Genomic DNA, 24949 nt, shown 5'->3' with positions numbered 1-24949 from the left:
AATTGGGATTATCATTTCTTTATTTTCATTATCTATCCTTTATATTTTCTAATAATTAGAGTGTTTCTCGATATTTTCCTGGAGGTATTCCTTCTACTTTTTTGAAAACTCTTATTAATCCTACGCTATTAGAATATCCGACCTTTTTGGCGATTTCCGAAATAGTAAGCGTTTGATCAGCTAACATTTTTTTTGACTCAGCTACCCGCTTTTGGGTAATGAAATCAGACATATTTTGTCCGCCCTGTTTTTTAAAGAAGGCTGATAAATAAGATGAATTCATATTAAAATGGTCTGCCATCTTATTAAGGCTAAACATGCAGTCATGATAATTTTCTTCGATAAACTCGATAATTTCCTGATATAATCGTTCATTGTGATTTGTTTTGGAGTCATTTATATATGTGCAATATTCTTCATACAAACGTTTGATATTTTGCTGAATTTCTTCCACTGTACTGCTATCAGATACTAATTTAAATGGGCTGTTCACGTCCATGATCCTTTTTTTATCTTCTTCATTAACTGAACTTAGCAACTTAAACCAAGTACTTAATAAGTCATAGGATAGGCATTTACTTAGTTCCGGAGTCAATTTTTGAGAATGTACATTAGCCTGAAAAATTCGGTCAAGGGTTTTCTCAATATTTACAAAGTCGCCGCTTTTTGCATAATTGAATAATTGGACCTCTGTTTCCATTGGATAATGATAATCATGACCCTTACTATCTTTTATATCCGAGTAAAAAAGGATTGAATTTGTTCCTTTAACTATCCGATAATCTAATGCCATCACAGCCTCACTATAGCATTCGGAGATCTCCGCCATACTACAGTGAATTTGACTAACTGCCACCGTTATTCTTATCATAAAACGTTGAGCTAATATATCCTTTAGCTCATGAATAAATGCTGTAACCCAAGTTTCGTTTACCTCTGATGAATCCTTATGATTAAGCAAAATGACGAGTTGATCACGTTCTACTTCGATTGTATAGCCTTTGCATTTAAGGAGATCTTCACTGAGATTAGAAACGATAAACCTTGTTAAGGCCCACTCCGTTTCTGTATTCTCATTAATAAATTGGCTTAAACGATCAATTTGAATTGTGAGGATTCGGTAATAGTCTCCAACTAATCTTACACCCATTATTTCTAAATCCCTGTTAGTTATTGTGCTTATATTGACTTGTCCCCTAATCAAACGTGAAAGAAAATCAGCCCTAATGACCGGGGCCTGCTGGGAGACAATCCGATTAAGCTGGGTTTGTTCATCAATGGAACTGAGTATGGTATGTTTAATAAAGTCTATTTCATTTGAGTAACTTCCCTTCGAACGATTGTTGCCATTTAAAATCGCAGTTACTACCTCTTGAATTGGCCTATAGTTTCGATTGGCTAAATAATACGAAGCAATAATTCCGATGATGAAAGCTGCTAGTATTAAGGCAAATGCCCAAGATTTCACGAGATTTACTTGAGATAATACAATTTCTTTTGGCACAATCGAGACGTAGGTCCAGCCATTTTTTGTAGAAGTTGCGTAGGAGGCAGTCATTTCTTTGCCATTAATTTTATGTGTCAAGGAACCCTCTTTGTTATGAAACAATGGTTTGAGCTCAGCAAGAATATTTTTGTTATCATTTGTGGACATGATAATGTTCTTGTGCTCGTCCAATATGTAGATCGATCCGCTATTTAGCCATTCCATTTGATTTAGCATCTCTCTGATTTGCTGCTCATCAATATTGATGACTAGAGCACCTTTAATATCGGTTCTTTCCCCAAAAGGTAAGGATTGAACAAAGGAAATGATATTTTTTTCATGATACCCCATCTTCACTTTCTCGGAAGGGAAGTACTGTTGAAAATGATGACCGGACAGCCTGGTATTGATTAAGTCTTTAAAAGGAATATTATGATATATTTGAATATGTTTAAAAAACAGGAAAGGATTTGTTTTCATCGTAGGTGAAAGGATCACATTTGGCTCAGACATGTACACATAATAATCGTTAATATGGGTACTAATAACTCGGTATTTTGCAAGCTCCTTTACTAACTCTATATATTTATAATTGCTGGAGTGAGGCTCGTTAAGAAGGCTGTTTAATTTTTGATTTGAATGGATTTGCATTGAAAGCTGTTCAACCTCTTTCAATCTGTTATCCATTACCTGTCTAACCTGTTCAAGCAAGGCTATATTTGATTTATTTGCATTATGTATCATGATTGACTCAATTTTGTTAAACAATAGCGTTCCAAAAATCATAGGTAATAAAAGGATGATTATATTCGAATACATCAACCTTAAAAAAACAGTTTTTCGTCTTCTGCTCATGTTTTTACCAAACATAGTGAAACGCTTACAAAAATTCATAAAACCCCTCCCTAATGATCATCGTTGGTTCATCAACTACAATTATGAACTTCATTCTTTCAACCCCTTATACAGCTTTTTTTGTGATTTTACTATAATACTAGCCCTTTTGTTCAGCAAATGTAAACGCTTTATTTTAAATCCAATATGAAACAGAAGCATTTTAATTAGCAAAAAAGATAGTTAGTTCTCATATCAAAATCTAAAAATACAAAAAAAGCAACCTACCATCATGATAGGTCGCCCTTTAGAAATTATCCTCTAGCCTCTTTAATCGCTTGAATAAATCTCCCAGCTGTTGCGGTAATTTCACTTAAATATTCATCTGTTAATGCCTTTTTCGTGTTAACTAGTGAGCTGCCAACACCGACCCCAACAGCACCTGCTCTAATATAATCTCCAACATTATCAACGGAAATGCCACCGGTTGTAATAATCGGTATTTGCGGCATTGGGCCGTGGATATCCTTGATATAGCTAGGTCCGAATACGTTTGCAGGGAAGACCTTAATTAAATCTGCACCGCTTTCAAAAGCCGTTAAAATTTCAGTAGGTGTTAATGCACCAGGGATACTAACAACACCATATCTCTTCGCCATTTCAATAGTTTTGACATTTGTTGTTGGTGAAAATACAAATTTTGCTCCTGACATGATTGCCGTTCTAGCAGTCTCAGGATCTAGCACTGTACCTGCACCTACAAGCACATCATCAAATTCCTGTGATGCTTTTTCAATCGCTCCGCATGCCCCAGGCGTTTCGACCGTAATTTCTAATACTTTTACTCCACCTTCTTTTAACGCCTTTGCGATTGCAACAATATTATCTTTTGTTGCGCCGCGAATAACTGCTGCCACACCAGTTTCTTTAATGATTTCAATATGACTCATGAATATTTCCTCCTTATCGAACTACATCTTCACCATTTTTGGATAACAATTGCTCTACTTCGTCTCGTTCAGGTAATCCATCAACATCACCATTTACCATTGTGACAAGAGCTCCAACTGCATTTGCACGCTCTACAGCCTTGCTAAGTTCCAAACCATCTAACAATCCTGATAGGAAGCCTGCTGCAAACCCATCCCCTGCTCCAACTGGATCAACCACTTGTTTAACAGGGAACCCAGGAATTAAAGCGCTCTCTTTCTCAGTAAAATAATATGCACCTTCAGCACCCATTTTCATGACAACAACTGATGCACCATGATTTAAAAATAACTCTCCTAGTTTAAGTGGGTCACTTTCACCAAATAAAAATTCGCCCTCTGAAACCCCAGGTAAAATAATGTCAGCTTCAGCAGAAATTTCAAGCAATGTTTTTCTTGCTGTTTCCGCGTCCCATAACTTTGTACGAAGGTTTGGATCAAATACAATGGTGCTTCCATTGTTTTTAGCCAGTCTAATAGCTTCAAAGATTGTTTCCCTGCAGCTTTGACTTAACGCTGGCGTGATCCCTGTAATATGAAGATATTTCGCTTTTGAAAGATATCCGTTATCAAGATCACTTGGTGATAGCTTACTAGCTGCTGACCCTTTTCGATAATAATAAACTCTCATATTATTTTGTCTTCTTGGCTCTTTAAAATAAATACCGGTTGGTGCCTCTTGATCAAATGTCACTTTGCTTACATCAACATTCTCACCTTTTAAAGCAGCTAATATAGCTTTTCCAAATTCATCATCCCCAAGCTTGCTAATCCAGCCAACATGATGGCCTAATCTCGCAAGCCCGATTGCGACATTTGATTCTGCACCGCCAATCTTTTTTGTAAATTGAGTAGCATTTCGCATGAATCCATCACTGTTCGGCGTAAACACTACCATAGATTCACCTAGTGTTACAACATCCATCTTTCATCCTCCCTCAATCATTTGCTTTAGTCCTGTAAAGACCGTAAACTAGTTTTTCAAAATTCTAATATGACTAGTATATCTTTGCCTGAAAAATTTCTCTACCTATTTTTTTAATTTACTAAACCGAATTATGTAGTTTCCTAGTTTTTAAGATAATAGCTATGTTAAGAGCTGAAAACACCATTTCCTTCAACAAATACAAACAAATAAGACCTTTTTAATCGCTGAAACACATAAATATGTTGGTGTGCTTGTCTCTGGAAAGATTAATTGAGATAATGTGTTTATTAAAACCGTGTTTATCATAAAAGGTCTTTTCTCCTAAATTGGGCATAAATAAATTCACTAAGAAATGCTCAATTAAGATCCTATTTTTGCAGAAAACGTATAATCAAACACCTGCAAGCTGAAATGGAATTTTGTCTATAACACGTTACATAGAGATTACATTATTTAGGGGGATCATGAAAAAATGAAAAAAGAGACAATCAATCAAAAAATATCAGGATTGAAAATGGAGTATATTCGTATTCAAGGGGATATTGAAAAGCTTGAATCAACTGGACATTCCATTACAAAATTGGAAGAAAGATTGCAGGAAATAGAAGCTGAATTAAAAGATCAATATTCACATCTAAATGAATAATGGAATATATGGGCTGCGATAAAAAAAGCAGCCCCTCCTTTTCATAAAAGTGCGGAAGGATAAAATTCCCAAAAAAATGCAGATGAGATGTCCTTCATAAAGCCGCTCAAGGACTGAACACGGAAAAAGAAAACTATAAAATGATACAAAAATACCTCAAATGATTAATTTGCATATTACTTTATAAATATAATATTAACCTGGTAAGAATGAGTCTAATTTACCATTTAAAGAACAATCATGGAGGGCTATAGATGAAAACAGAGATTGATGTGAGCCTAATCAATTTTATTGAGCAATTAGCAGCAAATGCTTGGCCTTGTTATACCCAAGAAACCGTTGAAAATTGGAAAATGAGAGCTACATTTGGTGTGACGAAAAGAGCAAATAGCGTCCATGCCCTCGGATCAATGCCACAGGATCCAATGTGGCTGGAAAAGATTGAAACGTTTTATCGAGAGAAATCAATCACTCCATGTTTTTACATAAGCGAAGTTTCGCCAAAAGAGCTGGATGTTTTATTAGAATCTAAAGGATACGAAAAAGTTGATGAATGTTTTACAATGACGGCATCTTGTGAGGATATATTACCCCATTCTGTGAATAAACCTTCATGGACCATCGAGTGCTTATCAGAGCCAGATTATAAATGGATTGAAGAATTTATTCAATTAGAAGGCTTTACTTCAGAGAGACATGAAGCATATGCTCATATTTTTTCATCGATAAAACCTTTAAAAACCTTTTTACGTATTTCAGAACAAGAGGAAACAATTGGTCTTGGTACAGTTATCTTAGAGGATGGCTGGGCGTGCATTTGCAATATTGTAGTCAACAAGCAGCATCGCAGAAAAGGGTTCGCCACCCATATCGTGAATGTTCTTACAAAATGGGCATCTGAAAATGGTGGACATCATATGTATTTACAGGTTATCCAAACAAATCAATCCGCAATTGAGCTTTATAAAAAGATGGGCTTTACTCCATTATCCAGACACCACTATAGAATACTATCCTAGTAATCATTATATAAGTATAACAAAAAATCCAACCAAGATGATGACTGGTTGGATTTTTTATCGTCTTTATCCATTCTATTCGCAACTGTGAGATCATTTACTAGTTTTTCCTTCTAAAGAAACTTTTTTTATGATTTCTTCTGCCTTTATTATATTTGGTTCAATATTATCCCAACGGTTCATGCAATGATAAATGATCATTTCTAGATCATTTTCATTTTGAGCTTCGTCAGTGTTTCGATAAAGAATATTCATTAACCAATTTGCCAGATTTCGAAGGTGATGGCGATAGGAGTAAAATCTTAATAAATCTAGATTTAAAGAAATAGTATGGTTTATATACTTTTGATAAGAGGTGAGAAATACTTCAAATTCATCACCTAAATAGCTAAACAAATCAAATTCAGGTGGTGCAATCATTGCTGCTTCCCAATCAATGATAAACAGCTTGTTTTTTTGAAGAATTAAATTTCCTCCCCACAGATCACCGTGACATAAAACCTTGTCTTTGTTCTCATCTAGTGCAAGAACACGCAGTTTGCGAACAAGCTTTAGTAAGTATATAATTTGTTCTTTTTTTACGACTATCTGATCTCTTAAACTGTTTATTATTTGGCTTTTTTTTGTAGCAGGTCCCTCAAGCACTGACAAACATTTTAATAGGTCAGATTCAAAGGAAATATCAAATGTTTCCTTTTCTATGAAGGTAATGGCGATATTCTTTGGAACCTGATGGATTAACGCCATTTCTTTTGCAACTTCATTCAACAACTCTTTTGAGAAAGGGTATGCTTCTGCCAATGTTTCTCCTTCAATAAACGGAAACAAAACAAATGTTAAGTCATTAAATGTTGTTATAAACTCACCATTTTGTTTTTTAATTGGGTATGTAATATTAGTCAGATAACAGCTATGGTACAATGTCCAAGTTAATGGCAAATAGTTTTGAAGCCTTTCAACTGCTTTTCTTTGTCTGTCATGCTTATGATCAAACAATTTCAAATAATAGGTATCCCCATTACAGCAATTCACCCTGTATGAGTATGCTGAGTCACCCATCGGAATAAATTCTACACTCACAGCTTGAATACAGTATTCTTTATGAAGTTGCAGGATAAGTATCTCATCATCAATAAGGTATTTTGTTTTCATATGTGCCCTCCTCCTCAGGCAAACAAAAGATTCGCAGATTAAATCAAACAAGGTTGCGAATGGCAATAAACGCAACATAGAGAGATTGAAAGAAAAAAACAAATCCCCATAGGAAGGCAGGAATTTTCGTATAATGAGCCAAACTTGCTGCATCTCCTGCTGACTTACTTTTTACTATGCTTAACATAAAAATTTGTAAGGCAGAAGAAACAGACTCTGTTAATAGGACTGATGACAGAAAATAGGCAAGAAATGTTTGAATGGTGCCATTCCCGCTATATAACGTCCATCCGAATAGAGCAATAAATGAAATAAGCCAAACAGCCCCATACAGATTTCTTATCCACAGCAGTAAATTAATGATTGCAATCGTTAAAAATGCATATAAAATGAAACGACTATTTCCCTTGTTCAGAAGCATAAAACAGCCATAAGCGGCTAGAGAAGAAAACGTATATCCAGCATAAGAAATCACTACACTTGAAAACCATCCGCGTTGGCCTGTAACCGCTTCTCCTGCCGTATTAATAAATAATTTAATTGAATAAACCTTGCCATTAAGAAACAGCGCAGCTAGAGCATGGCCATTTTCATGAATCAATGTATTGATCATTGTAAGATAGCGTCCAATAATTGGGACATGGGACAAAATATATGCAGCGATTAAATAAACAACGATTTGATTTGTTAGTAGATTTTCCAACTAAAACATTCCCCTTTTTTCAGGTTATGTTCTTTAGTCTAGGAAAAATTTCGGATCTATAATCAATCATGATTAATTAAATATGGGACAGAACTTTTATTCTGTCCCACATTCTATTAAATAATCAAATTCGGCGGAGTGCCGCCCTCAAGTCCGGTTACTAAATTTTCAGCTGCCAGCCTCGCCATCTTTTCCCTTGTTTCTTTTGTGGCTGATCCGATATGAGGCAGCGTAACGACGTTGGAAAGGTTTAATAATGGGTTATCTTTGTTTACCGGTTCTGTTTCATAAACATCCAAACCTGCAGCTAAAATTTGTCCGGATTGCAAAGCTTTTATCAACGCTGATTCATCAACGTTTTTACCTCTTGACCCATTGATAAAGATAGCTGTGTCTCTCATTAATCGGAATTCTCTTTCTCCGATCATCTTATCCGTTTCTGGAGTATGCGGTGTCATTAAGCAAACATAATCCGATTTGCTCAGCAATTCGTCAAGCTCACAATATGCAGCCTTAAACTCATTTTCCACCTGTGCATTTCTTGAGCGATTGTGATAGAGAATCTCCATATCAAAGCCAAAATGGCCTCGTTTGGCAATGGCTTTTCCGATGTCCCCTAATCCAATAATACCGAGAACTTTATGATGAACATCTACACCGAACAAATCCTCGTCCTTCGTTCCTTTCCACTTACCTGTTTTCACATATAAATCAAGCTCAGGCATTCTTCTAGCTGTTGCAAGCAATAGACCAAAAACAGTATCCGCTGTTGTATCTACTAATACTCCTGGTGTATTCGTTGCTTGGATACCTCTTTTTTTCAATTCTTCTAAATCCAAATTATCGTAGCCAACTGAAATATTTGATACGATTTTTAAATTGGGGGCTTGATCGAGGAACTCCTTATTTACTTTTAGGCTAGCACCTAGCAATCCATGTGCAGAAGGTAATACTTTCAGAAAATCAGGATCATGATCTGTTTCTAAGTTATTAAAATACTTAATATCGAATTTTTCCTTTAATAAGGCTAGAACATCCTCAGGTACTTTTCGGTAAATGATGACCGTTTGTTTCAACTTTCTCCCACTCCTAATATCAGCTTCAGACCACTCATTATTCGCAAGGCCGTTACAAACTTATTCAAGTTTATAAATAGAAAGTCCTGCTTATTTAAAGAAGAAATTGATTAGAAGAACAAATTTCATAAAAAATACCCCTGCTTAGTTTTTAACAAGACAAGGGTATTAAGTAAGATGAAAGTAATTTCATACGATTCTATTAAGCTTTTACCTCTAGCTTCTTCCAGCTTCCTAAATCAGTTATATCTTGTGATCCATCTGCTGCATAGCCTTCACAAATAAATCCTGGTATTTCTGAACCATCCTGAAGCTCCACTTTACCAATTCCAAGTGGGGCTGGTATAAGAGCAGCAAATTCTCCGAATGAATGAAATGGCATTTCCCAAATCTCTAATTCAATTGCTTTTCCGCCTGTTTGCTTTTTGATAAGACCAGGCTTTGCAGGGGAAGTCGGGAGTTTAATAAATTGATATTTTTCTGCTGTGATTGCCTCCTTCACAAAGATCGCACCAAACTCAAGCATTTGCTTTTCCAATGGGAAGCCTCGCATATGCAAACCACATACCGCTACAAATGTTTTCTTTTCAGGACTTTCATTTTGATCCATAAAAACCTCAGCTGCACCTGTCATAATGCCTTCGTTTTCTGAGAGAGCAAAGAAGGTGATCCCAAATGGAAGATTTACTGCAGCTTTTCCAGCAGGAATGGCAACCGCACATAAATCCAATAAGTTGCAATGATTTGTATAACGCCCCATATCACTGTTTGTTTTGATCGGATCTTCTCTTACTTGCTCCCGAGTCCAGGTTCCGCCTGCTGTTGGCATCACAAGCACGGCATTCTTTAAAAGATTGCTGGCTTTTCGTTTTAATGTCTGTAAACGATGTATGGAATGAAAGAGGGAAGCAGCATCATATTTTGGTGAGGCACCTGAACGCAATACTTGTTCTGTTACTGGAAAAGCAGTACCTGGATGCTCTTCAATAAAGCCTCCTAGATCAGCCCAGCGTTCCGCTACAAATGGTCCATCATAAAGAACGGATGCAGCTTCAGAAAATAATTGATCATCAATATATTCTATCGGAATATTTAATTGTTTTAAGTTACTAATTGCTTGTTCCCATGCAGCTTTATACTCATTGGCAAATGGACCAAAAAACGCTAGTGGCTCTCTTGGTAAACAGATTTTTTCAGGCAATTTCTGTACTGGAAATGGAAGTTGGCGTGACCAAGGATCGTGCTCATCTATTCCCCTTGCCATAGCATCAACCTTCTTGGCATCTTCTAAGCTATGAGAAAAAACAGTGACACAGTCAAGACTCGCACATGCTGGGACAACTCCTTTTGTCGGCCACGCTCCTAAACTCGGCTTTAATCCGACTAGATCATTTAAAGCTGCCGGTACTCGACCAGAACCTGCTGTATCTGTTCCAAGGGAAAATGCAGCTTGCCCTCTTGCCACCGCAACGGCAGAGCCGGAGCTTGAACCGCCGCTTATGAGTTCTGGCCGCTTAGAGTTATGCGTTTCTCCGTATGGACTTCTCGTACCTACCAATCCTGTTGCAAATTGATCAAGATTGGTTTTTCCAATCGGGATGGCTCCTGCTTCGATTAATCGTGCGACAACTGTTGAATGTTCTGTTGGTGTATAGGCATATTCAGGACACCCCGCAGTGGTTGGGACATTTGCCAAATCGATATTATCCTTAATGGCGAAAGGAATACCCCAAAGTGGTGCCGAGTCAATGTCGAGCAATTGCAAACGATCAAGATTTGGCTGAATATCCCCCATGTTTGGCGGTGTTATCCAAATATTCATTCGTTCATCTCTTTTGGCACGCTTAATTATTTCGTTTATTACTTCAGTTGGGGTAAGTTCATGTTTAAGATATTTTTCACGCAGCCAAGCTAGTGTTAGTTTTTTGGGTAATTCAATTTTATTCATTATACAGCACCCACCTTTTCATTCACTTCCTCAAACATGCTGACAATTAATTGTCCTGCATGGACAGCATCTCCAGGTTTTACGTACACTTCAACAACGATTCCATCACATGGTGCTGTTTGGGGAAATTCCATTTTCATGCTTTCCTCAATGATCAGAACATCCCCTTTTTTCATATTTTGCCCCGGTGTAACAAGAACCTTCCACACACTTCCAGGCATCGTACAGTGAATAGGTATTGCCCCTTCTGGAAGAACTTCTTCATCATGAGCACTTGCAGTTTCTTCCTCAGAAACGTGCTCGGCAATCCCTAGTTCCTTCCATCTTTCTCGTTCTGCTTTAAAGGCCTCTTGTTGGAGAACCTTAAATTGCTTGGTGCTTTCCTTAATCTCTTCATGGAATGTCAAATATTCACCAAGATCAAATGTTGTTTCTGTTATATCCGCCTCAAATCTGCCTCGTAAGAAGTTCTCACGCATCTCCAGCAATTCATCAGCTTCTACCGGATAAAACTGAATTTGATCAAAAAAGCGTAATAACCATGGCTTGCCCTGTTCAAAACTCTTTGTAGAACGAAGCCTGTTCCACATTTGAATGGTTCTTCCAACAAATTGATAGCCTCCCGGTCCCTCCATTCCATATACACACATATATGCACCGCCGATGCCTACAGCGTTTTCAGGTGTCCAGGTACGCGCAGGATTATACTTTGTTGTCACAAGACGATGTCTGGGATCAATTGGTGTGGCAACAGGTGCACCTAAATAGACATCCCCTAGGCCAAGTACAAGATAATTGGCAGAAAAGACGATATCTTTTACATCTTTAATGCTTTCAAGTCCATTTATTCTTCTAATAAATTCTAGATTATCCGGACACCATGGCGCATCTGACCGGACATTTTGCTGATATCGTTCTGTTGCAAGCTGTACAGAGGGATCATTCCATGAAAGCGGCAAACGAACAATTCTTGATGGTACTTGGATGGATTCAAGAGCCGGGAGCCTTCTATCAATTTCTAATACCTTTTCAGCTGTTTCTTTCACTGTTATTTTTGAGGCATCAATGTGTATTTGCAATGAGCGTATACCGGGTGTTAAGTCTAATACAGGTATTTCGCTGCTATTTTGGATAGCATCCATTAATGCATGGGCCTGAAATCTAAGTAATAAGTCAAGCTCCATTTCCCCGTACTCTACTAATAAGTGTTCATCGCCGCAACAACGAATGGTGATTGGAAAATTACGATTGTGTTTCTCAAATGCCAGCACTGGATAATCTGAAGATAAAACTTTCTTTGCTTGTATGATTTCAACCTTGTTTAAAAGATTGAACTCGTTATCACCAATCGCTTTAAGATTATTTTCCTGCAGCTTTCGTAAACGGGCAGCTTCTTCTAATGTAATGAGCTGGAATTGGACAGTATCCCCAGGATGAAGCTGACCAATTTTCCAAAATTCCGCAGATGCAGTCGTCACTGGACAAACAAATCCCCCAAGACTAGGACCATCGGGACCTAGCAGAATCGGCATATCGCCTGTTAAATCTAACGTACCAATTGCATATGCATTGTCATGAATATTGGATGGATGCAGCCCTGCTTCTCCTCCGTCCTCCCGTGCCCAAAGCGGCTTAGGCCCAACAAGACGGACGCCTGTTCTAGAGCTATTAAAATGAACCTCCCATTTCGTTTCTGTCAGCTGGGTTAAATAACCCTCTTGCAAAAATTCTTCTGTACAATGCGGTCCGGGAATAACACCAATTTTCCATGAGCGATTCATTCGCGGCTGGTGCAAAGCAGGAAGTTCTTGATAATAACTTTGTTTGATGTGATGACCAACAGCTAACACATCTCCTGTGCGGAGAGCCCGGCCACCATGGCCTCCAAAGTTTCCAAGTGTAAATGTTGATGAGCTGCCTAAAATTTTTGGCATATCAAAACCGCCAGCGATCATCAAATATGTGCGCATCCCAACTTTCGCCTCTCCGAACGATAGTACCTGGCCATTTCTAGCCGAAATCGGTTTATACATTGGAACAGCCTCACCATCCAGCAATGCCTCCATATCAGCTCCGGTTAAGCAGAACCACATCTCATTTCGAAACCGATAAGAACCGCCCCGCAAAGTGAGTTCCAATCCTGGAGCATAATCATCATTTCCTAATAATTTGTTTCCGATCCTAAAGGATAGCGGATCCATTGGACCACAAGGAGGAACACCTATATCCCAATGGCCAGTTCTTCCCGGCCAATCCTGTATGGTTGTTTGCACACCGCCATCTAATACCTCCAAGGCATTTTCAACAGGATTGAAACCATTTAACATCCGCGTATAAACATTACCTTCCAGGCAATCCTCTTCCATTAGCAGGCTTTGTAAATACTGAAGATTGGTTGTAATGCCATATAGGCGTGTTTCACTTAAGGCCTGAACTAATTTAGCGATCGCTTCTTTTCTTGTTTCACTGTGAACAATGATCTTTGCTAGCATTGGATCATATAATGAAGTAATCGTGATTCCATCTCTTACCCATGTTTCATTCCTTGAAAGGCTTGAAAATATGGCTTGATCCAGCTGACCTGCACTAGGGCGAAAATCATGAAGACAATCTTCCGCATAGATCCGAGCTTGGACGCTATGTCCTATTGGCTTATGAATAAGAGATTGTAAATCTGTTAATTCATTTGCCGCCTCCTTGACCATCCACTCAACTAAATCCACCCCTAATACCTCTTCTGTTACACCATGTTCAACCTGCAATCTGGTATTGACTTCTAAAAAATAAAACTCAGAACTTTGAGGATCATACAAAAATTCTACGGTTCCTGCACTTCTGTATCCGACCTCACTTGCTAACCGCTTTGCAGCAGCAAACATGTTTTCACGTACTTCATTTGATAGATTTGGTGCCGGACTTTCCTCAATCACCTTTTGATTGCGCCGTTGTATGGAACAGTCACGTTCCCCTAACGAAACAACCTCTCCAAATTGATTTCCGAAAATCTGTACCTCGATATGACGGGCTTTTTCTATATATTTTTCTAAAAAAAGACCGCCATTTTTAAAATTCGTTTCTGCAAGATGACGGACACCATCATACGCAGCTTTTAGCTCTGCCTCATCCTGACATACACGCATCCCAATTCCGCCGCCCCCTGCCGTGCTTTTTAAAATAACAGGGTAACCGATTTTCTCAGCATGCTTTAAAGCAGTTTCTAAATTATCAATTAAATTAGTTCCAGATAGCATTGGAACACGCGCTCTTTCAGCAATTTCCCTTGCTGAATGCTTTAATCCGAACATTTCCATTTGCTCTGGAGAAGGTCCAATAAATGCGATTCCTTTTTCAAGACATGCCCTGGCAAAATCAGCATTTTCACTTAGAAACCCATAGCCTGGATGAATTGCATCTGCACCAGTCTCAAGCGCTGTTTGTAATATTAATTCTGCATGTAAATAACTGTCTTTTGCTGCCCCTTCGCCGATCAGCACAGCTTCATCGGCATTATCAACATGCAAACTATCTTGGTCTGCTTTTGTGTAAACCGCAACAGAAGAAATACCAAGTCTTTTTAACGTACGTTCAATTCGTACTGCAATTGCCCCGCGGTTTGCAATAAGTATCTTTTTAAACATATCTATCACTCCTGTCTTTTCAACTAGTTATTCCAGATCAGCACGCGGATCGGTGTTGGATTATATGCATTACATGGATTGTTCAACTGTGGACAATTGCTGATTAAGGCGATCGTTTTTACAATTGATTGGACTTCTACATATCTTCCCGGAGCTGATACACCATCTGCAAATTGGAGTCCTCCTTCAGGGGTTACAGGAACATTCATAAAAAAGTTGATGTTAGGAGCCAAATCGCGTTTTGTATATGTGTCATCATACTTTGCAAGCTGAAGCATGAATGTATCACGACAATTATGCATGGGAAGTGTATCGTGAGAATAACGAACTGTGTTGCTTTGTGCCGAGCATGCACCGCCTAATGTATCATGGCAGCCACAGGTATCTGCCACAATTTTTAACAGCTCTTTATTTGATTCAGCGCGTAAAATCGTGCCCGTTGATAAATAAATATTGCCTTGCCCAGCTATGGTTGCAACTGCACTATAATGATCATCTGGATTTTCAGCATTGTAAAAAAGCGTATCCGCCGCTTGGTTTCCCTCTAAATCTACTATTCTTAACACCTGACCTGGTAAAAGCTCATGCATCCACCCTTCACCGGCAAGAATCGTTTGATCATAAATTGCGTCTTCTTCTTTTCGCGGACTTTCCGTATAGTTTAAGACTGCCATGTTTCTTCCTCCCCGTTTATTTTATTTAGTAACAGCAACCGGATTAGCATTTCCTAGTAATATGTTATACTCCCATGTATTTTCAAAAGCTCGGCGGTTCTCTGGTCGATAATTTAAGCAAATATCATCACTTTCTACCGGGTTCGCATCAAATACCTCGATTGTAATGGGTACGGATGGATAATCACGATTGGGATCTAAAGGATTTGGTGTATTAGAGAAAATAAATAAAGTGTCCATTTCTGTTCTAAGGGTAACGGTCGCACCTTTTCGGCAATGATTTTCCGTATAGTGCATATTACCTTTTTCATCACAGTAAACTTTAGAAAACAAGTTAAGGACTGGGCCCAAGTCTCGAGATCCTAATCCGTTTCTCACTAATTCCACCAAGAGGTTTTCTTCACCGCTTCTTAGCCAATCATTACGTAGTTTTTGATAGTTCGTTGCCCCATATTTTCCATCTGTCTGCATGCGTGTTGTGTAACCCGAGATGCTATCATGCCAGCCTAAGCTATCCTCAACAATACTTGCTAACACTCTTCCATTGTCACTCATTAGCACATGTCCTTTTGTCAAGTGAGCAGTATGCTGTGCTTTAAGCGTATCAGGCATATTGTAGCGTTCCGATAAGTTTGCTGCATGGTACATTAATGTTGAAAGATTTGCGTTTTCTCCTAAAGCTGTAAATCGAATTAGTTTCCTCTTTCCAATTACTCCCGACCATTTGCCACCTGCTGGAATGGTTTTGTTCCATATGCTATTCATAAAACGATTCCTCCCTATTCTTAGAAATTCGTATGACTCCGCTTCGTAGTTTGAGGCTTAAATGAAATAAATTAAGTTATTCGTCCTGCTTTACAGAAAATAAAAAAGGATAAAAGCCTGGGATTAATCTCCCAGGCTTTTATCCTTCCGTGTATATAGGTAAGAGGGGTCCATTACCTATACGCTCTCTCTCGGACCAGACTTCTTGTATGTGGAAGGAGGGAATTCTCCAACATAAAGAACGGAACCCTAGACAGCTTTTTGTCCTCACATTATGAGAACCTTTATTTAATTTTAAGTCATTCAGTAAATTCATTGTAAGATAATCTCAATTCTGCTGCATCATTCATGTTACATTTTCTAACATTGTTTTTTATGTCATCTATTCTCTATAGCCACTTTTCCATCTTTTAAACCAGAAGCAGACTTTTTAACTAAGGCTGATCGAACCCCTATGTAGATAAACCCCAGAAGAAGCCAGATTGTTCCAATCAAAAGTGTTTGCTTTTCTAACAGGGTTAACAACCAGCCAATAAATCCAGCACCAACCAATGGGAAGACAAGATAAAGCAATGAATATTTTAAAGTCCGCTGCTTATTTCTTATATAGTAATGAGCAATAACAGATAAATTGACAAAGGTAAAAGCCGTAAGAGCTCCGAAACTGACAAACGTTACTGCTGTATCAAGATCAATGACAATTGAACCAAAAGAAATAATCGTAACGAACACGATGTTTAGTACTGGTGTTTTAAATTTCGGATGAACATAACTAAACACTTTTTTCGGAAGAATTGATTCTTTTCCTAATGCATAGATGAACCGAGAAACACTAGTCACTGAGGAAACACCTTGAGTGAAAATGGCAACGATCAACACAGTTGTAAATACTGCACTCAACAAGTTCCCACCAACGATTTGAACAAGTTCGAATGCAGCAGTATCAGAGTTTTCAAAAGCAAAGTCAGGATAAGCAATTTGAGTTAAATAAGAGACGGATATATAGAGAACGGCTGCAATGCAGACGATTAAGAAAATCGCTTTTGGAATGACTTTCTTTGGCTGAACTGTTTCCTCAGCCATCGTTGTCACGGCATCAAAGCCTAAAAAGCAAAAACAGATTAAAGCTGCACCTGAGAAAATCGTCGATATTTCAAACTCAGATGAGAAAAAGGGCTGTATTGAGAATAATGAAGTCCCTCCCCCGCCGTTGACAATATCTTTTATAACGAATAGACAAAAAAAGAAAATAAAAACCACTTGAAGGATAACCGATAATCCGCTAACTCGAGCAGCGGACTTAATTCCAATAATATTAACGAAAGCAAGGACAAGATTTAATACGATAATCCAAATATAAAACGGGATACTTGGGAATTGAGCATTCATAAAAAGTCCAAAGGTTAAACAGGCAATAATGGGCGAAACAATATAATCAAGTAAAAGCGCCCATCCAACTAGAAAGCCCATTTGCGGATTAATCGCCTTTTTGGTATAGGTATAAGCTGACCCTGAGATCGGATATGCTTTAACCATTTGGCTATAGCTGTAGGCAGTAAAGAAAATGGCCAAAAACGCCACTACATATGCTGCTGCTAGCATACCTCCTGCTGCTTCAAAGGCAACACCATAAACCGTAAAAAAGATCATTGGCGTCATCCATGCCAGACCAAGAAAAACAACACTGAAGAGCTTAAGGGATTTCTTTAATTCCGTAGTTTTCGTCATCTCCATTACCTCTTTTCATATAATTTTAAATTTTCAGAAATTATGAAATAAATGAAACTGTCCAATCGTTTTTACGCAATAGGGAAAATACTTTTTGAGGAAAAAAATAAAAGCCTAAGGAGATGTGATCTCCCAGGCTTTTATCCTTCCGTGTATATAGAAGATACAAAAAGTAAATTCTATACGCTCTCTCTTGGACCAGTCTTGACCGATTATTTTACATCTATCAACGGAACCCTAGACAGCTTTTTTATTCTCAATCAAAATGAAGAGAATCTTTATACCATTTTAAGTAGTGTGGATTAATTAAAGTATAGTGTTGGTAAAAAGCAGTAGCAATCAACATGTTAGATTACATGACATTCTTTTTAAAATTTGGCTATTTTGTTACTTTCTAACATCCGTTTTTTACGGCTTAATGCTCATCATTCTATCCTCGAACTTCCAGCAAAACACGAATTTTAAATCACTGCTTGCCCTAATAACAACGATGCTTGAAAACAGCCCTTAGTTTTTTTAAAAAAGAGATGACTCAATTTTTGTAACGGGCTTTCTTGTGGGAGGGAACCCCATATTTTAAGGTCAAATCCCATTAAAATTAACATGTATACTAACAATTTAAACCACAAAAAAGAGCAGAAAATTCCAGCTCTTTTATTTATTGATTAGGCTGAGTTAAATGATAATATTGAAATTTTGAGCATAAAAATAGACCATCTTTTCGATGGTCTTCTTCACATAAAGCAACCCGATAGTTACAGAATAAAATGAAAGTCTTTCCCCAGGAAAACTGTACACAAATTCAATTTAGCTGCGCTGCTAAATTTTAGACCCTTAGCGAGCCCCGGAACCCTCTGGCACCATAATAAGAATCCGCACCGTTGTGATACACGAAGACGTGCCCGAAGCGATAATCGCAAAAAAGGGCACCGCCGAGTTTTCTAATATCAGAGGATGTTTGCACCCAGCTCGACGTTTTCATATCGAAATTTCCAAGCTTCTGCAACTCTCGATATTGTTCTTCTGATAATAGTTCAATGCCCATGGCAGTTGCCATATCAATAGCGTTATTTTCTGGTTTATGTTTTTTTCTTTGCTCCAGGGCTTCGCGATCGTAACAAACACTTCTGCGACCTTTTGGACTTTCCGCTGAACAATCATAAAAAATGTATTCGTCCTTCTTTTTATCATGACCAACAACATCTGGTTCGCCGCCGGTTCTTTCCATTTCATTGAGCGACCACAGTTTTTCAGGATAAGCTTCCAGCTTTGCTTGGACTTTATCCCATTCAAGACTTTTATGGCGGTTCATGTTTTTCTCAAAACGGACTTTCAATGTTTCGAGTAAATCTTCGCGTTGTTCTTGTAACAATTCCTTTTCATTGCCGATTTTATTTCCATTTGTCATATCCGTTTCCCCTTTATTGTTTTTACTCATATTATTTTAAGTATAAATAAATATTGTTTTATATTATATCTTTTTCTGAAACTAATTAGAGAAATTTACCATCCTCATATATATAATGATGCGGGATGAAGTAATTGTTTGCGGTACTTATCAGCAAACTGATTAGGGTTAAGAAGTGGAAAATCCTTCATACTTTAAGATGATTCTGTTGAAAGAATAGGAGATTTAACAGCCAATTTTGATATTCGTTAAAGGGCACTTAATTAGCTCTTCCTGTGTTTCATTATCCAGCACCTTTAACAAACGCATGTTATTGCTTTTCTTTAATGCCCATTCCCATCTTTCTTCAAATTCACTTAGAACATATCAATACTTTCTCCTTCACTGTAATCGCAGTATTCTGAGTAAGCCTTGACTAAAGAAATCGTACTTTCAGAGACTTGCCAATTGTTTTTTTCAGGTTCTTCACCTTCGGTTTGATAAATACCATTGCCAAGTCACTCCTATAATAAACACTTAAGTATTTAACATTTATTATCGCTATAAGAATAGCGCCTTAATCAGCAAGCTCAATAGTTATTGTCCAATGTCATTTTATATGCTATATTCACTCCATTTTTACTGCGATTACAAATAAAAAGCTTGTTTTATCAATAAAAAATGACAGACCATTTCATTGTTAATTGGTCTGCCATTTTTATATTCATTATTATTTTTCACTCCCAAAGAGAGCCTGTTACGATTGTTAAGCCATCCTCTTTTTGTTAGTTACTATTAGATCTCCAAACATCATTTGCAATCGCAACAACATGACGGATCTTAGCCCACTGCTGTTCTTCCGTTAATAGATTCCCTTCCTCTGTAGAAGCAAATCCGCATTGCGGGCTTAAGCAAAGCTGTTCTTTGCTTACATATTTACTTGCTTCTTCAATTCTTGCTTTAATTGATTCTTGGTTCTCCAATTCTCCAAATTTTGAGGTAATTAACCCTAACACAATGTGAAGATCGCTGCGGTTTACATGACGCAGCGGTTCAAATCCGCCTGATCGCTCATCATCAAACTCTAAGAAAAGGCCATCTATCTGCAAGCCGCCAAAAATAACTTCTGATACAGGATCATATCCCCCAGTTGAAGTATACGTCGATTTAAAGTTTCCTCTGCAAATATGCATGGTTATAACCATATCTTTTGGTTTGTTCTTAATCGATTCATTAATAACCCTCGCATAGTTTTCAGCTGCTTTTTTGGGATCTTGGCCATTTTTCTTAAGCTTTTCTCTGTTTTCCTCAGAAAATAAAGATGCCCATGAAGTGTCATCCAATTGCAAGTATCTGCAGCCTGCATCATAGAATGCTTGAATCGCTTTTTGATATGCATTAATTAAATCATTAATTAACTCTTCTTGATCCGGATATACCAGCTCATCAACCTGAGCTCTCGCTAGCAACATATTCGGGCTTGGAATGGTAAATTTCGCGACGTGTTCACCCGCTACCGAATGCAGGAACTTATAATCCTTAATAAATGGATGATCGCCAAAATCAACTTTTCCAGTTACTTTCACACCATGTGCTCTGGTCTCTACTCCATGAAATTGCAGGCCTCGCTCAGTTTCATAGAAATCTACCCCTTGTAATCCGCCAAGGAAATCAAAATGCCACCAAGCTCGTCTAAGTTCACCATCTGTTACGGCCTGTATTCCTGCTTCTTTCTGCTTCTTAACAAGGCGGATGATCTCTTCATCTTCAATTGCCCGCAGCTGTTCAGCTGTTATGTCTCCGTTTTGTTTTTGCAATCTCGCCTGCTTTAAACGCTCAGGTCTTAAAAAACTGCCTACATGATCTGCTCTAAACGGTGCCTTACATTGTGTTTCAATCAATCGTTTCGTCTCCTCTTCTAGATGTAAATATATTAATCCTTTTATCATCAAAATTATCCCATTATTTAGCAGACTAATGCAAATAATGGGATCATAGTTTACGATAGTACTGGAATAATCACGCTATGTAAAATAGAAAGGGTCAGACCCCACTCACACAATAAATAGGAAGTCAAATGCTAGAAATCCCTTTTTATTAGTGTTTGCTTACGGGTCAGACCCTTTTATCAACCTGTATTACGTAAACCAGCAGCAATTCCGCTGATTGTTAATAATACCTCAGTTAACAGCTCTTCATTTGGCTCCTCTTGTTCACGGAGCTCCTTGATCAATTCAACTTGCAGGAAGTTTAATGGATCCACATACGGATTTCTGCGGTGAACCGATTCTTTAATATTTGGTGTATGATCTAATAATTCATCATCACCTGTTATTTTAAGGAGCACTGCTTTTGTAGCTTCATACTCTTCAACTATGTTTCCGAAGATTCGGTCTGCAATTTGCTTGTCTTTTACAAGATCAGTGTATTCCTTAGCGGTTGTAATGTCAGCCTTCATCAATGCCATTTGCAGATTATCAATGGTTGAACGGAAGAACGGCCATTCTTCATACATACGCTGTAATAGTTTTAAGCTTTCCTCTCCTTTTGAGGCAAAGCTTTCTAGTCCGGTACCTGCTGCATACCATCCTGGTAAAAGCTGACGGCTTTGCGTCCATGCGAAAACCCAAGGAATCGCACGTAAGTCTTCAAAGCGATTGCGATTTTTTCGCTTCATAGGACGTGAACCAATGTTTAATTCTGCAAGTTCATTCAACGGGGTTGCTTCTGTAAAATATGTTAAGAAATCAGGATCTTCGAACACAAGTGATTGATACTTTTTAAGCGAAACTGCTGAGATCTCTTCCATTGCTTTTTCCCAAACTGTTTCACGGATATGCTGCTGCTCTGATTCCTTCGAAAGGTTAACAGAAGCCTCTAGCAATGTTGAAGTAGCCTGCTCTAAACTGCGGTAAGCAATATCCTCTAACAAGTAGCGTGAAGATAACACTTCGCCCTGTTCCGTAATTTTCACTCCATCACCAAGTGTTTCTGCTGGCTGGGATAAAATGCTTCTGTTTAATGGGCCGCCTCCGCGTCCTAGTGAACCCCCGCGTCCATGGAAGAATTTCAAACCAATTCCATAGCGCTTCGCCATATCATGGATTTCAAGCTGGGCCTTATAAAGCTTCCAGTTTGCTGTTAACGTACCTCCATCTTTACTTCCGTCAGAATAACCAAGCATGATTTCTTGAGAGTCGCCATGTATGGTTAGATGGTTGCGGTAAACATCCATATTAAACAATTTTTCCATAATTTTTGGACCTGCTGTTAAATCATCAATTGTTTCAAGAAGCGGTGCTACATTTAAGTGACTTTCAACTGTACCGTCTGCATGAAGTCTATAAATGCCTGCCTCTTTAGCAAGGACCAATACCTCAAGCAAGTCACTCGCAGATTGAGTCATACTGATCAGGTAAACAAGAATTGATTTTTTGCCGAACGTATCATGGGCCTTCTTAATCATCGTAAAGACCTTAATCATTTCTTGTGTTTCTTTTGAATAATCTTCATTTAATAAAAGTACAGGACGCGGATCTTTTAGAATCGTCTCCAATGTCGTCATTTTTTCTTCTTCAGAGAGTGCTGCATAATTGTCTGCTACCTTTACTTTACGTAAAATTTCAGTGATAGCTGCTTCATGCTCTCCGCTATGGTTACGAATATCAAGTGTAGCTAAGTGGAATCCAAATAGCTGTACTTGACGAATTAATTTTTTTAGCATTTTCAACTGGCGATTTGCCGGCTGATGCTTGCTGATGCTCCGCTGAATGATATAAAGATCTTCCAATAATTCCTCAGAAGACTGATAACCAATGTCCGATTTTCCCACTTCTTTTAGACGTGTCAAAATAACCGCAATTTTACGGCGATAAACCTCATTTTCTACAGGCCACTGTTTATTGCTGCCCATGTATGCTGCTTCATCCTTTTCAACATTGGCAATGAGCTCTTCGCTTACCTCGGTACGTGTTGAGGAATGACTAAAGCGTTTCATGACTTCAATTAGCGCTTCTTGATATTTTTTCAGCGCTAATTCACGTTGCTTCTCTAATGTTTCCCACGTAACCTCTGGTGTCACATTTGGGTTGCCGTCACGGTCTCCGCCTATCCAAGAACCGAAGCGAAGAAAATTAGGCACTTCCCACTTATGTCCTGGGAATTGTTCGCTAAGACCTTCTTCAAGATCCTGATGAATTTCTGGAAGCACATCAAAAAATGTTTGATCAAAATAATAAAGACCATTACGCACTTCATCCATTACGGTAGGCTTGCGGTGACGCAATTCATCTGTTTGCCAAAGAATGGTTACGTCATTTAACAAGCTTTCCTCTAGTTTCTTACGCTCTTTTTTCGTCAGCATTTTATTATCTAAGCTTTTTAAAATGGTTGCAATTCGCTTTTGAATCTCAATCACTGAACGTTTTGTTGCTTCTGTCGGATGCGCAGTAATAATCAATTCCAGAGATAACGTATTTAATACATTTTGTATAGTATCCACATCAATTTTATTTTCTTTTAATGATAATAGTGCACTTTCAATTGATGCTGGTTGTACTACTTGGTTATCTTGGAGCTGATATTCGCGACGGCGGCGAATGCGGTGATTGGACTCTGCGGCATTGATAAGGTGGAAATAAATCGAAAAGGCGCGAATGACTTGTTTCCGCATTGGAGAGTCCAAATTCACGATTTCTTCTTTTAGTTCTTTATATGTTTCCTCATCAAAGCTAGTTCGAAGAGACTTTGCCATCATCCTTAATTTTTCTACTTTATCAAGTAGCTCCGTTCCCCCATGATGAACAAGAATTTCCCCAAGAATATGACCTAGAGATTTTACATCACGACGTAAAGGGATACTGCTATCATTTGTCTCCATTCTAGTTGTCATAGTGTCACCTTCCCCTAACATTTTGCTATTCTATTAAATAGTAAGATAATTCTATCATATCATTATTCGGGAAGAATTTCATCTCAAATTACTAAAATTGATATCTATTTAAGATCAATCTATCAAATTCAATCTAAAAATTGAATTATTCTACATAATGAACAACTAAAAAATTCCAAAAAATCCACTATTTTAATATAATTCAATTCATCTTTATCAGATTTTGGTTCCCTTTTTAGTTCTAAGTTGATTCTACTTTAGAAGCAGAATATAAAAACTCATCATACATATTGATAAAGCAGCTGGGTCTGAACATATTTGCAGCATGGCCGGCATGTTTAATTTCCCTATAAATGACATGCGGAATCAAGACTTCTAAATCAGTTAATGCCGATTTGTATATCTTATCTTGATCTCCCATTACCCAAAGAATCGGAACACTTATATTTTGTATATCACTACGCAAATCATGGGTAAGACGATGATAAATTGCATTTTTTAATATATTTTCATCAAGTTCAAGACCATATTTATAATAAATTTTTCGGGAAATAATTGAATAAGGATCGATTGCACTATCTTTTGGATATATATCGTGGGAATATTTCTTTAACCATAATGGGTAGTCTTCACTGCGAATCTCCCAATAATGTTTAAATACGTCAAATAGAGAGGAGGACGAATTATAATGACCACCGATAAAACATAGACTTTTTACATTGCTTTTCCACTTATTGGCGAACAGTGTACTAGGATAACAGCCATAGCTAAGTGCGCATAAATGCGCTTCATCGAGTCCTTCCCGTTCAAATAGGTACTCTAATTGTGCTACCAAGTTATCTAATGTAAAATCAACAGCCTTCCCTCGGTCCTCGCCATGACCAAGTAAATCATAAGAGTACGTATTAAACCTACGATCAAAATATGCCTTTTGTTTATTAAAAGCATTTTTTGTTCCTGTTAATCCGTGAATAAAAATAATGTTTTCTTTCATTTTTCCTCCGATTGTTAAGAGTAGATAACCTTTATTTAAATACTAATCTCATAATGTAAAGGTTATAGGATGGATTTAGTTAATTTCTTGT

At 37.8% G+C, this 24949-nt stretch carries 17 protein-coding genes and 2 riboswitches; of the genes, 2 read left to right on the top strand and 15 right to left on the bottom strand.

Annotated elements, in window-relative coordinates; translation table 11 throughout:
* Positions 1-55: 55 nt before the first annotated feature.
* The 3 genes from WQ54_RS26245 to WQ54_RS26235 all read right to left on the bottom strand — a co-directional run bounded on the left by WQ54_RS26245 (position 56) and on the right by WQ54_RS26235 (position 4234).
* Complete coding sequence (locus WQ54_RS26245) at positions 56-2380, bottom strand: helix-turn-helix domain-containing protein (protein ID WP_046588897.1); 2325 nt, start codon at positions 2378-2380, stop codon at positions 56-58.
* 254 nt (positions 2381-2634) lie between these two features.
* Complete coding sequence (locus tag WQ54_RS26240) at positions 2635-3270, bottom strand: bifunctional 4-hydroxy-2-oxoglutarate aldolase/2-dehydro-3-deoxy-phosphogluconate aldolase (protein ID WP_046588895.1); 636 nt, start codon at positions 3268-3270, stop codon at positions 2635-2637.
* Between the two features lie 13 nt (positions 3271-3283).
* A complete protein-coding gene (locus tag WQ54_RS26235) occupies positions 3284-4234 on the bottom strand; it encodes a sugar kinase (protein ID WP_046588893.1) in 951 nt (316 codons plus the stop codon).
* A 475-nt stretch (positions 4235-4709) separates the two neighbouring features.
* Here WQ54_RS26235 and WQ54_RS34435 point away from each other — a divergent pair, with 475 nt between their 5' ends.
* Both WQ54_RS34435 and WQ54_RS26230 read left to right on the top strand, forming a co-directional pair.
* A complete protein-coding gene (locus WQ54_RS34435; RefSeq protein ID WP_197089676.1) occupies positions 4710-4883 on the top strand; it encodes an SE1832 family protein in 174 nt (57 codons plus the stop codon).
* A gap of 254 nt (positions 4884-5137) precedes the next feature.
* Positions 5138-5902, top strand: a complete 765-nt coding sequence (locus WQ54_RS26230; RefSeq protein WP_046588891.1) for an N-acetyltransferase — start codon at positions 5138-5140, stop codon at positions 5900-5902.
* 93 nt (positions 5903-5995) lie between these two features.
* On the opposite strand, the gene WQ54_RS26225 is transcribed toward WQ54_RS26230, so the two are convergent.
* The 12 genes from WQ54_RS26225 to WQ54_RS26170 form a co-directional block, all read right to left on the bottom strand.
* Entirely contained in the window at positions 5996-7054 is a 1059-nt protein-coding gene (locus WQ54_RS26225; RefSeq protein WP_046588889.1) for a phosphotransferase, read from the bottom strand.
* Positions 7055-7097: 43 nt separating this feature from the next.
* Positions 7098-7757 carry a M50 family metallopeptidase gene (locus WQ54_RS26220; protein WP_046588883.1) on the bottom strand — a complete coding sequence of 220 codons (660 nt, stop codon included), beginning with the start codon at positions 7755-7757 and terminating at the stop codon, positions 7098-7100.
* Between the two features lie 116 nt (positions 7758-7873).
* On the bottom strand, positions 7874-8833 hold the full coding sequence (locus WQ54_RS26215) for a D-glycerate dehydrogenase (RefSeq protein ID WP_046588881.1): 960 nt from the start codon (positions 8831-8833) through the stop codon (positions 7874-7876).
* A gap of 202 nt (positions 8834-9035) precedes the next feature.
* Positions 9036-10781, bottom strand: coding sequence for an allophanate hydrolase (gene atzF, locus WQ54_RS26210; protein ID WP_046588880.1), 1746 nt, complete (start codon positions 10779-10781; stop codon positions 9036-9038).
* Positions 10781-14419, bottom strand: a complete 3639-nt coding sequence (gene uca / locus WQ54_RS26205; protein WP_046588877.1) for an urea carboxylase — start codon at positions 14417-14419, stop codon at positions 10781-10783. Before uca ends, atzF begins: the two co-directional genes overlap by 1 nt.
* Positions 14420-14442: 23 nt before the next feature.
* Complete coding sequence (locus tag WQ54_RS26200; RefSeq protein WP_046588875.1) at positions 14443-15093, bottom strand: urea amidolyase associated protein UAAP2; 651 nt, start codon at positions 15091-15093, stop codon at positions 14443-14445.
* A 21-nt stretch (positions 15094-15114) separates the two neighbouring features.
* The gene (locus WQ54_RS26195) at positions 15115-15858 is read right to left on the bottom strand and encodes an urea amidolyase associated protein UAAP1 (protein ID WP_046588871.1); all 744 of its coding nucleotides are present in this window, start codon (positions 15856-15858) and stop codon (positions 15115-15117) included.
* Positions 15859-15984: 126 nt separating this feature from the next.
* A riboswitch (guanidine-I (ykkC/yxkD leader) is annotated at positions 15985-16122 on the bottom strand.
* Positions 16123-16236: 114 nt separating this feature from the next.
* Entirely contained in the window at positions 16237-17586 is a 1350-nt protein-coding gene (locus tag WQ54_RS26190) for an APC family permease (protein ID WP_046588869.1), read from the bottom strand.
* Positions 17587-17713: 127 nt separating this feature from the next.
* A riboswitch (guanidine-I (ykkC/yxkD leader) is annotated at positions 17714-17838 on the bottom strand.
* A 574-nt stretch (positions 17839-18412) separates the two neighbouring features.
* On the bottom strand, positions 18413-18994 hold the full coding sequence (locus WQ54_RS26185; protein ID WP_046588868.1) for a DUF4256 domain-containing protein: 582 nt from the start codon (positions 18992-18994) through the stop codon (positions 18413-18415).
* A 764-nt stretch (positions 18995-19758) separates the two neighbouring features.
* On the bottom strand, positions 19759-20874 hold the full coding sequence (locus WQ54_RS26180; RefSeq protein ID WP_046588866.1) for a 5-methyltetrahydropteroyltriglutamate--homocysteine S-methyltransferase: 1116 nt from the start codon (positions 20872-20874) through the stop codon (positions 19759-19761).
* A 227-nt stretch (positions 20875-21101) separates the two neighbouring features.
* A complete protein-coding gene (gene ppc / locus WQ54_RS26175) occupies positions 21102-23864 on the bottom strand; it encodes a phosphoenolpyruvate carboxylase (RefSeq protein WP_046588864.1) in 2763 nt (920 codons plus the stop codon).
* A gap of 241 nt (positions 23865-24105) precedes the next feature.
* Complete coding sequence (locus tag WQ54_RS26170) at positions 24106-24858, bottom strand: alpha/beta fold hydrolase (RefSeq protein WP_046588862.1); 753 nt, start codon at positions 24856-24858, stop codon at positions 24106-24108.
* Between the last annotated feature and the right edge of the window lie 91 nt (positions 24859-24949).

The sequence above is a fragment of the Bacillus sp. SA1-12 genome (assembly GCF_000981385.1).
Classification (GTDB): domain Bacteria; phylum Bacillota; class Bacilli; order Bacillales; family Bacillaceae; genus Metabacillus.
The sequence above is the reverse complement of the archived record's forward strand: the minus strand, read 5'-3'. Positions and strand labels throughout refer to the sequence as shown.